The sequence below is a fragment of the Coralloluteibacterium stylophorae genome (assembly GCF_018122625.2).
GTDB lineage: Bacteria > Pseudomonadota > Gammaproteobacteria > Xanthomonadales > Xanthomonadaceae > Coralloluteibacterium > Coralloluteibacterium stylophorae.
This window is the reverse complement of the sequence record NZ_JAGQFT020000011.1, coordinates 1-12,631: the sequence shown is the minus strand read 5'-3', so window position 1 is coordinate 12,631 and position 12,631 is coordinate 1. Positions and strand designations below refer to the sequence as shown.

The following is a 12,631-nucleotide window of genomic DNA, read 5'->3' as shown; positions in this document are numbered from 1 at the left end:
GCCGCTCAGGCGCGCAGCAGCGGCGCCTCCACCAGGCCGTGCGCAAGCGCGTAGCGGTACATCTCCAGCGCGCTGCCCAGGCCGGTCTTCTGCCGGATCGTGGTCTGGTAGTTGGCGACGGTCTTCTCGCTCAGCCGCAGCGTGCGCGCGATGCGTTCGACGGCGTCGCCCTCGGCCAGCAGCAGGAAGACCTCGAACTCGCGCGGCGACAGCTGCCGGTGCGGCGCCTGCCCCGTGGCGGGATCGCGGTCGAGTCCGGCGGCGACCACGCGGCGACCGCGGGCGACCTCGCGCACCGCGTCGGTGAGCGCCTCCGGCGCACTGCTCTTGGTCAGATAGCCGCAGGCGCCGAGGGCAAGGGCCTGGCCGGCGAGGGCCGCGCTCTCGTGCATGGTGAAGACCAGCACGCGCACCGCGTCGCCCCGCTGCATCAGCCGCTGCAGCACGTCGAGCCCGCTGCGCCCGGGCATCGACAGGTCGAGGACCAGCACGTCGACCGGGTTGTCGCGCAGCCAGGCGTAGACGCCGTCGCCGTCGCCGAACTCGGCCACCACCTGCATGTCGTCCTCCAGCTCCAGCAGCCGCCGGTAGCCCTTGCGCACGACCGCGTGGTCGTCGGCCAGGGCGATCCGCAGAGGCCGGAACGCAGGACTCCGGATGCCGCCGACGCCGCCGTCCATGCTTCCCCTCCCCTGCGGATGCGCGATCAGCGCGCGATCACCACGCCCCACGGCATCTCGCCGACGGGGATCTGCCGGATCTCCTCCATCCGTCCGGTGTCGATCACGCTGACGGAGTTGGAGCGCCCGTTGGCGACGTAGAGCTTGCCGCCGTCCGGCGTCAGCGCCGGGTTCCAGGGCCGCTGCCCGACCTGGATCCGCGCCACTTCCTCGCGTGCCTGGGTGTCGATGACGCTGACGCTGCCGCTGCCGTTGGAGGCGTACAGGCGCGAGCCGTCCTCCGACAGCACCAGTCCGGCGGTGCGCTCGCCGGCAGGGATGCTGGCGGTCCTGGTGCGCGCCTGGAGGTCGACGATGTCCACCGTGTTCGCCGACTCCTGCGCCACGTAGGCGATGCGGCCGTCGTCGCTGAAGGCGATGCCGCGCGGATGCCCGCTCACCGCGATGGCCGCCACCGACTCGGCCGCCTCGACGTCGATCAGGTCGAGATCGTCGGAGCCCTCGTTGCTGGTGAGCAGCCAGCGCCCGTCGGGCGAGAACACGCAGTGCTCGGGTGCGCGGCCGCGGGTCTGGATGCGGGTGCCGACCTCGAAGGTCTCCGGGTCGATCAGCATCACCTCGTTCTGCCCTTCCACGCAGACGGCGAAGCGCCTGCCGTCGGGCGACTCGGCGACGCCTTCCGCGTTCTCGCCGATGTCGACGCTGCGCAGGATCCGGTCGCTGGCGACGTCGAGCTCGTGCAGCCGATGCGCCTGCGCGTCGACCACGTAGAGCCTGTCGCCGCCGCTGCCGATCATGACCTGCTGCAGGCGCCCGCCGAGGCCGCCGTCGCCGTCCAGCGTCCGCGCGACCTGGTCGGTCGCGGTGTCGATGACCGAGACGGTGCCGCTGCGCTGGTTGGGCACATAGGCGGGCACCTCCGGCATCGGCCCATCCGCCTCCGCCGCGGCGTCGGGTTCGCCGGCCGGCGGCGCCGTCTCGCCGCAGGCGGCCAGGAACACCAGCACCAGCGGCAGCCAGCGCCCCGCGTGCAGCGCCGACGCGCAGCCGCCAAGGCAGCGCGCGGCGAGCGTCCTCGTTCCCGCGCCGGCGGTCACTTGGCGCCTCCGCTGGCGCCCTCGGTCTTCTTCAGCGAGTGCACGAAGGCGATCAGGTTGTCGATGTCCTCGTCCTTGAGCACGGTCCCGAACGGCGGCATCTGCCCGACCACCTTCTCCTGGCCGACGCGGGTCTTGCCGATCGCCTCCATGCCGGGCGTGCCGTTTTTGATCAGGGCGTGGAGGGTCTCGTCGTCCTCGCCATAGATCCAGATGTCGTTGGTCAGCGGCGGGCACATGCCACCGCCGCCGGTGCCGCCGTGGCAGGCGTTGCAGCTCGACGAGAAGTACAGCTTCTTGCCCGCCTCGATCGCCTCCGGCGAGGCGCTGGCGCCGTCGGCGGCCAGCGCCGTGCCGAGGGACGCCGCGGCCGGGAGCAGCAGCAGCGCCAGGCGCAGGAGGGTGCGGGAAGGACGGGACACGTTGGACATCGATTTCACCTGCGTTGTCGGGGGAACAGCGCGGACGCGGCGTCCGCGTACGTCTTGGACCATGCGCCGGTCAGCGGACCGGAGCAATCGCCTCGTCCAGGGTGCGGGCGAGATCCGGGCTGCCGGCGCGGCGCGCGATGTCCGCCGCGCTGTTGCCCTGCGCGTCGCGCAGTCCGGGATCGGCGCCGGCGGCGAGCAGACGCCGCACCAGCGGCTCCTGCGCCCCCGCCGCGGCCATCATCAGCGGCGTGACGCCCGCCGCGTTGGCGCGATCGACGGCGGCGCCGCGGGTCAGCAGCAGGTCCAGCGTGTCGGGCTGGTTGCGGGTCACCGCGAACATCAGCGGCGTGAAGCCGGACGGGTTGGCGGCGTCGGCATCGGCGCCGGCCTCCACCAGCCTCCGCACCATCTCGCCGTCGCCGTAGGTGATCGCGAGCGTCAGCGCCGTCCAGCCGTCGCCGCCGACCGCGCCGACGTCGGCGCCGTGGCCGAGGAGCAGGTCGACCGCCTCGGGCTGGTCCTGCCATGCCGCGAGCATCAGCGGCGTCCAGCCGTCGCGGTTGCGCGCCTCCACGTCGGCGCCGGCCTCGAGCAACTGCCGCACGAGCTGCGGCTGCTCGTTGCGGATCGCCAGGTGCAGCGCGTTGCCGCCCTGCGCCATGGCCGCGTCCGCATCGGCGCCGTGCTCGAGAAGCCAGGCGATGCGGCCGGGATCCATGCCGACGATCGCGTTCTCCAGCTCCGCATCGGGCGTGGCGCCGCGGGCCAGCCGCGCCTGCATCGCCGTCAGCGCCTGCGGCGAGGCCTGCGGGCGGAAGCCGGTGTCGGTCGCCTCCGGATAGGGCCCGTGCGACGGCAGCGCGCCCGACACCACGCACTCGGCGCACTGCACCAGCGGCACGTTGTATTCGTCGAGGATCGCGCGGATGGCGTCGCGCTCGGCCACCATCGCCTGCTCGAGGCGCTCCTTAAGCGCGCGATTGTCCCGGGCCACGGCGAGGGAGACCGAGTATTCCAGCACCTCGTCGTCGAGCACGTTCAGCGGATGCATCGGCAGCCCCGCGCGCCTGGCGTAGTAGCCGGCCACCGGCCCCCAGGACTCGGCGGCGTCGAGGCGCCCGGCGGCGACCTCCTCCACCAGCTTGCCCGGATGGTCCTCCGGCCGCGCTGCGGAGTCGTAGAACAGGTACTGCACCTCGCCGCGCACGCCGTGGTCGTACAGCGCCTGGCGCGCGGGCGAACTCTGGAAGACGCCGACGCGCAGCTTGCGCAGCCGCGGGTCGTCGAGCGAATCCAGCTCGAGGTCGATCCCCTTGCGCGTGACCAGGACGTAGGTCGAGCGGTACAGGGGACGCGTGGCCAGCCCCATCTCGAAGTCGCTGGTCATGTCCATCAGCACGTCGCAGTTGCCGGCGTTGATGGTGTTGCGGGCCAGGCCGAGCTGGTAGTAGGTCTTCCAGAAGTACTCGACGGGCAGGCCCATGGCCTCGCCGAGCACCTCGGCGATGCGGTTCTGGAAGCCCTCGCCCGCGCGGTTGGACAGCGGCATGTTGCCGGGATCGGCGCAGATGCGCAGCGCCTGCGGCGTGGCGGCCTGCTGTCCCGCGGGCGCGGCCTGCGCGCCGCCCGCGGCCAGCAGCGCCAGGAGCGCTGCGCCCAGGCGCGCGCGCCCCCTGCCGCGCGGAGCCCGGACCCGGCCGGGGCGCCCGAAGGCGCCTCCGGCCTGCCTGGGCGCGCCGGACGCGCCCGACGTTCCAACCGGCATGCCCATCAGTTGGCCGCGGCCTGTGCGTTCGGATCCACCGGATCGCTGTTCGGCGCCTCGACCGTGTTGCCGGCGCCGCCGATGCGGAAGGTGTGCACCATGCCGCCCAGCGGGATCTGGTCGAAGTCGTTGCTGAAGGCCAGCCCCGCCGCGCCCAGTGCACCGTAGGGATCGGCCGGATCCAGGCCCGCGGTGATCGGCAGGCCGATCCAGCCGCCGACGCCGGAGTAGACCGCCACGTACTCCTCGCCGTTGGCCTCGTAGGCGATCGGATTGCCGATGACGCCGGACGGCAGCTTCTTCGACCACAGTTCCTCGCCGGTCTCGGAATTGACCGCGCGGAACCAGCCGTCGAGGGTGCCGTAGAACACCAGGCCGCCGTCGGTAACCAGGGTGCCGCTCCAGGTCGGGAACTTCTCCTCGCGCTCCCACAGCGTCTTGCCGCTGACCACGTCGAAGGCCTTGACCACGCCCAGCGCGCCCGGCTTGTTCGGCTTCATCAGCACGTTGGCGAAGACGTAGGGCAGGCCCTGCATCGTCGCGCCGCGCTCCTGCGGGTCGAGCTCCATGTGCCAGTTGTTGGTCGGGCAGTAGAAGATGTTCGGCCGGTTGGGGTCGACCGAGCACGGCTGCTGGTCCTTGCCGCCCATCGCCGAGGGCATCGCCATCACGTTCTTGCCTCGCGCAAACGGCGAATGCGCCTCGACCTTCACCGGCCGCCCGGTCTCCATGTCGACGCGCTCGGCCCAGTTCACCTCGACGAACTTGTGCGCGCGCAGCAGGGTGCCGTCGCGGCGGTCGTGGACGTAGGCGAAGCCGTTGCGGTCGAACTGCACCAGCGCCGGCACCTGCTTGCCGTCGATGGTGAGGTCGACCAGGATCGGCTCGTTGATGCCGTCGTAGTCCCACTGGTCGAACGGCGTCTTCTGGTAGCCCCACACCGCCTCGCCGGTGTCGACCTTGCGCGCGAAGGTGGTCATCGACCACTTGTTGTCCGCCTGGCCGTCGTTGCAGGCCTCGTGGTTGTCGGCGGCGCAGCGGTAGCTCGGGCTCCACAGGCCCGGGTTGCCGGTGCCGTAGTACACCAGCTGCAGCTTGGGGTCGTAGCTGTACCAGCCCCAGGCTGCGCCGCCGCCGCGCTGCCACTCCTCGCCGGGATAGGTCTTGATGCCGAGGTCGCCGCGCTGGCCGAACTGCGGGTTGGCCTTGTTGTAGTCCTCGCCGAGGCAGATGTCGTCGTCGGTGCCGGTGGCGTGGCAGGTCCAGACCTCGTTGCCGTTGCCGAGGTCGTAGGCCACCACGCGGCCGCGCACGCCGAATTCGTTGCCGCTGATGCCGGCGATGACCTTCCCGTCGGCGATGATCGGCGCCATGGTGATGGTCTCTCCCTTCTCGGGATAGGCCAGCTTCTTCTTCCAGTCGACCTCGCCGGTCTTGGCGTCCAGCGCGATGACCTCGCCGCTGAGGCTGCCGAACACCACCGAGCCGTTGGCGTAGGACAGGCCGCGGTTGACCGTGTCGCAACAGGCGACCGCCACCGCGCGCTCGTCCTGGTCGGGCGTGTACTGCCACAGCACCTTGCCGCGGTCGGTCTGGGATACGTCGATCGCGTAGACGTGGTTGGGGTAGGCGCTGACCATGTACATCACTTCGTCGATCACCAGCGGCTGGCCCTCGTGGCCGCGGGTGGCGCCGGTCTTCATCTCCCACGCCATCTTCAGGTTCTTGACGTTGTCGCGGTTGATCCCCTCGAGCGGGCTGTGGCGGGTCAGCGCGAAATCGCGGCCGATCCCGGACCAGTTGCCGGGATCCTGGTTGTTGGTCATCAACTCCTGGTCGGTGCTGGCCGCGTGGGCCGGCACGACGGCCATTCCGGCGACGAGCGCCATGGTGAGCAGCGAACGGTTCATGTCTGTCCTCCCTCGCGGCCGCGGATGCGGCTCGATGTTTTCGTAGGCGGCGCTTGCGCGTCGCGATCTGGTAGCGGACCTCAGGCGGCCAGCTTTCCCTGGCTCTTGGCGACGTGCGTGGCGATGGCGTCCATCAGCGGTGGCGACAGGCAGTCGTAGGGCTCGAGCCCCAGCTCGCGGAAGCGCGCGCGCACCGCATCCTGGTTGGCCGGGTCGGCGCCGGACTCGATGATCGAGGACACGAAGGCGGCGAACTGCGGCTCCTGCCAGCCCTCCTCGTCCGACAGCTCGACGTGGACGAAGTCCAGCCCGTGGAAAGGGTGCGCCGTGTTCTCGATGCGCCCGAACATGTGCACGCCGCAGCCGGTGCAGGCGTGACGCTGGATCGCCGCGCTCTCGTCGACGACCCTGAGCTTCTCGGCATGCGCGACGACCTCGACCTTGTCGCGCGGGACCACCGCGATGACCGAGAACCAGGCGCCCTCGGGCTTCCAGCACTTGGTGCAGCCGCAGGCGTGGTTGTGCAGGACCTGCTGGTCGATCGTGACCTCGACCTTGTCGGTCGCGCAGTGGCAGTGCAGCGTGCCGCCGGCGAAGTCGGGGTTCCCCCTGCGGATGCCGTTGTCGATGGACGGATGGAGCGAGACGGTCATGGCGCAACCTCCGGATGATGGGTGGACGGCCGGCGCGTCCGCGCGCCGGCCGGTGTGGCTAGAACTGGATGACCGAGCGGATGACCTTGCCTTCGTGCATGAGGTCGAAGGCCTCGTTGATGCGCTCGAGCGGCAGCACCCTGGTGACCATGTCGTCGATGTTGATCTCGCCGGCGAGGTAGCGGTCGACGTAGCCCGGCAGCTGCGAGCGGCCCTTGACGCCGCCGAAGGCGGAGCCGCGCCAGACGCGGCCGGTGACCAGCTGGAACGGCCGCGTGGAGATCTCCTGCCCGGCACCGGCCACGCCGATGATCACCGACTCGCCCCAGCCCTTGTGGCAGCACTCCAGCGCCGAGCGCATCACGTTCACGTTGCCGATGCATTCGAACGAATAGTCGACGCCGCCGTCGGTCAGCTCGACGATCACCTGCTGGATCGGCGTGTCGGGATGGTCGCGCGGATTGATGAAGTCGGTGGCGCCGAGCATCTTCGCCATCTCGAACTTCTCCGGGTTCATGTCGATGCACACGATCCGGCCGGCCTGCGCCATCACCGCGCCCTGCACCACCGACAGCCCGATGCCGCCGAGGCCGAACACTGCGACCGAGCAGCCGGGCTCGACCTTGGCCGTGTTGAGCACCGCGCCGATGCCGGTGGTGATGCCGCAGCCGAGCAGGCAGACCTTGTCCAGCGGGGCCGCCGGATTGATCTTGGCCAGCGCGATCTCCGGCAGCACCGTGTACTCGGAGAAGGTGCTGCAGCCCATGTAGTGCAGGATCGGCTTGCCGTCCTTGGAGAAGCGCGAGGTGCCGTCCGGCATCACGCCGCGGCCCTGGGTCGCGCGGATCGCCTGGCACAGGTTGGTCTTGCCGGACAGGCAGAACTTGCAGGTGCCGCACTCCGGCGTGTAGAGCGGGATCACGTGGTCGCCCGGCTTCAGCCCCACCACGCCCCTGCCGACCTCGCGCACGATGCCGCCGCCCTCGTGTCCCAGGATCACCGGGAACTGGCCTTCCGGATCGTCGCCGGACAGCGTGAACGCGTCGGTGTGGCACACGCCAGTGGCGACGATCTGCACCAGCACCTCGCCGTCCTTCGGGCCCTCGACGTCCACCTCCTCGACCGACAGCGGTTTGCCCGCCCCCCATGCCACCGCTGCACGCGACTTCATGCCACGCCTCCCGTACCGCGCCCTGCACCCGCGTTCCGCTGCATCGTCATGCGTCCTCCGTTCCGGTTCGATTCCCACATCCGCGCGTCGAGCACGCGGACGCCGTCCGGAGTGGTGTTCAGCACAGGACGTGCCAGCCGCTGGATGCTGCACCGCACTCCGCGCAGCGGCGTGGGTCGGGGCGATCCGACGCTGCGGCGCGGCAGACGGCGCGCGCGGCCGCTGTATCGGCGATGGCGCAGTGGACTGTCACGGAAACGGGACACCTCGAAGCGTAGGGCGCCGGCATCGGGGAATGGGACGCGCGGCGCGGGTACCGGGGCCGGAGGCCGCGACCAGGGGGCGGAGGCCCCCGGCGCTCTCGGATATCCTCGCTCGCCCCGACCCCGGAACACGACGATGCGCGACAGCCATGTCCGCGGTCCGAGCGACCGCCCGCTGCTCGAGGAGACCATCGGCGCGATGCTCACGCGGATCGCCGCGCGGCATCCGCAGCGACCGGCGCTGGTGGTCCGCGAGCAGGGCGTGCGCATGGACTACGCCGGGCTCGACCGCGCCGTCGACCGCCTCGCCGCCGGCCTGCTCGGCCTCGGGCTCGAGCCCGGCGACCGCGTCGGCATCTGGTCGCCGAACCGCGCCGAATGGGTGCTGATGCAGTTCGCGACCGCGCGCGCCGGATTGATCCTGGTCAACATCAACCCGGCCTACCGCACCCACGAACTCGAGTACGCGCTGACCCGGGTGGGCTGTCGCGCCCTGGTGCTGGCGCGGCGCTTCAAAACCTCCGATTACCTCGCGCTGCTGCGCGAGGTCGCTCCCGAGCTCGACGCCTGCCAGCCCGGCCACCTCGCCGCGGCGCGGCTGCCCGAGCTGCGCGAGGTGATCGTGCTCGGCGGGGGCGGGGCCATCGCCGGCACCCGCGATTTCGACGCGATCGCGGGCTGCGACGACACCGCCTCGATCGGCATGCTGCGCGAGGTCGAGGCGGGCCTGCGCCCGGACGATGCGGTCAACATCCAGTTCACCTCCGGCACCACCGGCGCACCCAAGGGTGCGACGCTGACCCATCGCAACATCCTCAACAACGGCCGCTTCGTCGGCGAGGCGATGCGCCTGACCGAAACCGACCGGCTGTGCATCCCGGTGCCCTTCTACCACTGCTTCGGGATGGTGCTGGGCAACCTCGCCTGCGTGACCCACGGCGCCTGCATGGTGATCCCGGGAGAGGGCTTCGATGCGCTGGCGACGCTCGAGACCGTGGCCGAGGAGCGCTGCACGGGCCTGCACGGGGTGCCGACGATGTTCATCGCCGAACTCGAGCATCCACGCTTCGGCGAGTTCGACCTCGGCTCGCTGCGCACCGGGATCATGGCCGGTTCGCCGTGCCCGGTCGAGGTGATGAGGAAGGTGGTCGAGACCATGCACATGCGCGACGTCACCATCGCCTACGGCATGACCGAGACCAGTCCGGTCAGCTTCCAGACCACGCCCGACGACCCGCTCGACCGCCGCGTCGCCACGGTCGGGCGCGTGCATCCGCACGTCGAGGTGCGCGTGGTCGACGGCGCGGGCGCGGTGGTGCCGCGCGGCGTCGCCGGCGAGCTGCACACCCGCGGCTATTCGGTGATGCAGGGCTACTGGAACGATGCCGAGCGCACCGCCGAGGTGCTCGACGCCGACGGCTGGATGCACACCGGCGACCTCGCCGTCGTCGACGGCGACGGCTACTGCAGCATCGTCGGCCGGCTCAAGGACATGCTCATCCGCGGCGGCGAGAACGTGTACCCGCGCGAGATCGAGGAGTTCCTGTACGCGCATCCGGCGATCGCCGACGTGCAGGTGTTCGGCGTGCCGGACGCGAAGTACGGCGAGGAGGTCTGCGCCTGGGTGCGCCTGCGCGAGGGCGCCAGCCTCGATGCCGAGGCGCTGCGCGACTACTGCCGCGGGCGCATCGCCCACTACAAGATCCCGCGCTATGTGCGCTTCGTCGACGGCTTTCCGATGACCGTCACCGGCAAGGTGCAGAAATACCTGATGCGCGAGGCGATGGCGGCCGGGCTCGCCGGCGGCGACACGCGCGTGACGTGACGCAGCGGCGCATGCCGCGCCCTTCACCGGATCTCTTCGCAACGCCGGCTAGCTTCGGGGACCGCCCGCGCCGAGACCGGCGCATGCGCGTACCTGCCTTCGAGGAGAGAGAACATGGCGACAGCGCCCCGTACCGGCCGCGAGATCGGCTGGCTGCCCCGCATCGTCGGCGTCGTGGTGACGCTGGCAGCCCTCGGGTTGCTGTTCGGCGGCATCTGGCTCGCCGTGGTCGGCGGCTCCTGGTACTACCTGCTGGCGGGCATCGGCATGCTCGTCTCGGGCGTGCTACTCGTCGCGGGTCGGCGCGCCGGCGCCTGGTGGTACGCCGCGGTCTTCGTCGGCACGCTCGCGTGGACGATCTGGGAATCCGGGCTCGACTACTGGCGCTGGGTGCCGCGGCTCGACGTGGTGCTGGTGCTCGGCATCCTGGTCGCGCTGACCCTGCCGCGCCTGGACCGGCCCGCCGCGCGCGGGACCGCCTGGGGCATCGCCGGCGCCGGCGTGCTCGCGCTGGTGGTCGCCTTCGTCCTCGCCTTCGCGCCGCACGGCGTGACCGGACCGGTGGACGACTTCCCCGCCGCCACCGCGTCCACCGTCGCCCCCGCGATCTCCTCCGGCAGCGTGCCGGGCGCCAGCGGCGCGACCCAGCCCGACGCCGACTGGGCCGCCTACGGGCGCGGCCAGGACGCGCTGCGCTATACCCCACTGGCGCAGATCGATCGCGACAACGTGGGCGATCTGGAGCGCGCCTGGGTCTACCGCACCGGCGACCTGCCCGAGGAACGCTGGGGCGCGGAGACCACGCCGCTGAAGGTGGGCGACACCGTCTATCTGTGCTCGGCGCGCAACATCATGATCGCGCTGGATGCCGCCTCGGGCGAGGAACGCTGGCGCTACGACCCGCAGGTCTCCGACGACGCGATTCCCTACACCGCCGCCTGCCGCGGCGTCGTCTACTACGAGACGCCCGCCGCGCCGACGCCGGCGCCCGCCGCCACGCTCGAGACCGAGGCCGTCGCCGCCGACGCGCCGAGCGCGCGCAGCACGCCCGAGACGCCGCAGACCACGCCGGTGCCGGTGGACGTGGCACCGCCCGCCCTCGCCGACGCCGCGGCCGACGGCGCGCTGTGCCGCACCCGCATCCTCCAGGGCACGCAGGACAGCCGGCTCATCGCGGTCGACGCGGAGACGGGCACGCCGTGCCCGGGCTTCGGCGACAACGGCGAGGTCGACATCACCGAGGGCATGGGCGACGTGCAGCCCTACATGACCGCGATCAACTCGCCGCCGGTGATCGTGCAGGGCGTGATCGTCACCGGCCACCAGGTCACCGACGGCCAGTACCGCTGGGCGCCCTCGGGCGTGATCCAGGGCTTCGACGCGGTCACCGGCGAGCTGCGCTGGGCCTGGGACATGGGCGCGCCCGAGCGCAGCGGGCGTCCTCCCGAAGGCGAGACCTACACCCTCGGCACCCCCAACATGTGGACCATGGCCTCCGGCGACGAGGAGCTGGGCCTGGTCTACCTGCCGATGGGCAACTCCGCCGCCGATTACTGGAGCAGCTCGCGGCGGCCCTTCGAGACGCCGTACACGACCGCGCTGGTGGCCATCGACGTCAACACCGGCAAGCCGGCGTGGCACTTCCAGACCGTGCACATGGACGTATGGGACTACGACCTCGGCTCGCAGGCGACCCTGGTCGACTTTCCCACCGACACCGGCACCGTGCCGGCGGTGGTGCTGCCCAGCAAGCAGGGCGACATCTACATCCTCGACCGCCGCACCGGCGAGCCGCTGGTGGGCGTCGAGGAACGCCCGGCGCCGCAGGGCGGCGAGGAGCCGGAGATGCGCTCGCCGACGCAGCCGCATTCGCTCTACCACACGCTGCGCCGCGACGACGACCTCACCGAGCGCGACATGTGGGGCATGACGCCCTACGACCAGATGGCCTGCCGCATCCAGTTCCGCCAGGCCAGCTACCAGGGCTTCTACACGCCGCCGACCGCGAACCAGCGCTTCATCGAGTATCCCGGCTACAACGGCGGATCCGACTGGGGCGGCGTGGCGATCGATCCGCACCGCGGGGTGATCGTCGCCAACTACAACGACATGCCGAACTTCAACGAACTGGTCCCGCGCGAGATCGCCGACGCCCGCGGCTGGCTGCCGCGCGACCAGAAGTCGGTCCGCGGCGGCAGCATGGACCAGGGCGGCAGCGCCGAGGGCGCCGGCGATCCGCAGATCGGCACGCCGTTCGCGATCGACGTCAACGCCGGCTGGCGCCTGCCGTTCACCGGCCTGCTGTGCAAGGAGCCGCCCTACGGCGGGATCCGCGCGATCGAGCTGGCCACCGGCCGCACGCTGTGGGACCGCCCGTTCGGCACCGGCCGCGCCAACGGACCGTTCGGCATCCCCTCGATGCTGCCGGTGGACATCGGCACGCCCAACAACGGCGGCTCGGTGATCACCGCCAGCGGCCTGGTGTTCATCGCCGCGGCCACCGACAACCTGATCCGTGCGATCGACATCGAGACCGGCGAGACGGTGTGGTCGGACGTGCTGCCGGCCGGCGGCCAGGCCACGCCGATGGTGTACGAGGCCGACGGGCGCGAGTACCTAGTCATCGTCGCCAGCGGCCACCACTTCATGGAGACGCCGAACGGCGACTACGTCATCGCCTACGCACTGCCGGCGCGGGAGTAGTCCCGCAGGCGGAGCGGACGACGGCAAGGGCGGGCGCCGCGGCGTCCGCCCTTCTTCTTGATGGCGCAGGCAATGCACCGCATCGTGGGCGGCCCGCCCGCAGGTCGACCCGGTTCCCGATGACGCCGCCCAC

The 12,631-nt window shown here is 71.3% G+C and carries 8 protein-coding genes and 1 pseudogene; 2 read left to right on the top strand and 7 right to left on the bottom strand.

What is annotated here, in order from left to right; genetic code table 11:
* Window positions 1-5 precede the first annotated feature (5 nt).
* The 7 genes and pseudogenes from KB893_RS15000 to KB893_RS14970 all read right to left on the bottom strand — a co-directional run bounded on the left by KB893_RS15000 (window position 6) and on the right by KB893_RS14970 (window position 7,707).
* Window positions 6-680 (bottom strand): response regulator, encoded by a 675-nt coding sequence (locus KB893_RS15000; protein ID WP_211925512.1) that lies wholly within the window; start codon window positions 678-680, stop codon window positions 6-8.
* Between the two features lie 26 nt (window positions 681-706).
* On the bottom strand, window positions 707-1,714 hold the full coding sequence (locus tag KB893_RS14995; RefSeq protein WP_246505695.1) for a cytochrome D1 domain-containing protein: 1,008 nt from the start codon (window positions 1,712-1,714) through the stop codon (window positions 707-709).
* Between the two features lie 59 nt (window positions 1,715-1,773).
* Window positions 1,774-2,088 (bottom strand): annotated as a pseudogene (locus tag KB893_RS14990) (c-type cytochrome); the annotation flags it as partial.
* Between the two features lie 190 nt (window positions 2,089-2,278).
* Window positions 2,279-3,973: a quinoprotein dehydrogenase-associated putative ABC transporter substrate-binding protein gene (locus KB893_RS14985; protein ID WP_246505692.1), complete on the bottom strand. Its 1,695-nt coding sequence runs from the start codon at window positions 3,971-3,973 to the stop codon at window positions 2,279-2,281.
* 5 nt (window positions 3,974-3,978) lie between these two features.
* The gene (locus KB893_RS14980; RefSeq protein ID WP_211925509.1) at window positions 3,979-5,883 is read right to left on the bottom strand and encodes a methanol/ethanol family PQQ-dependent dehydrogenase; all 1,905 of its coding nucleotides are present in this window, start codon (window positions 5,881-5,883) and stop codon (window positions 3,979-3,981) included.
* A gap of 80 nt (window positions 5,884-5,963) precedes the next feature.
* Window positions 5,964-6,536, bottom strand: a complete 573-nt coding sequence (gene gfa, locus KB893_RS14975; RefSeq protein ID WP_211925508.1) for an S-(hydroxymethyl)glutathione synthase — start codon at window positions 6,534-6,536, stop codon at window positions 5,964-5,966.
* 58 nt (window positions 6,537-6,594) lie between these two features.
* Window positions 6,595-7,707, bottom strand: a complete 1,113-nt coding sequence (locus KB893_RS14970) for an S-(hydroxymethyl)glutathione dehydrogenase/class III alcohol dehydrogenase (RefSeq protein ID WP_211925507.1) — start codon at window positions 7,705-7,707, stop codon at window positions 6,595-6,597.
* 399 nt (window positions 7,708-8,106) lie between these two features.
* On the opposite strand from KB893_RS14970, the gene KB893_RS14965 reads away from it, so the two are divergent.
* Both KB893_RS14965 and KB893_RS14960 read left to right on the top strand, forming a co-directional pair.
* Window positions 8,107-9,795 (top strand): AMP-binding protein, encoded by a 1,689-nt coding sequence (locus KB893_RS14965; protein ID WP_211925506.1) that lies wholly within the window; start codon window positions 8,107-8,109, stop codon window positions 9,793-9,795.
* A 114-nt stretch (window positions 9,796-9,909) separates the two neighbouring features.
* The gene (locus KB893_RS14960) at window positions 9,910-12,498 is read left to right on the top strand and encodes a membrane-bound PQQ-dependent dehydrogenase, glucose/quinate/shikimate family (RefSeq protein WP_213173836.1); all 2,589 of its coding nucleotides are present in this window, start codon (window positions 9,910-9,912) and stop codon (window positions 12,496-12,498) included.
* The last annotated feature ends 133 nt before the right edge of the window (window positions 12,499-12,631 follow it).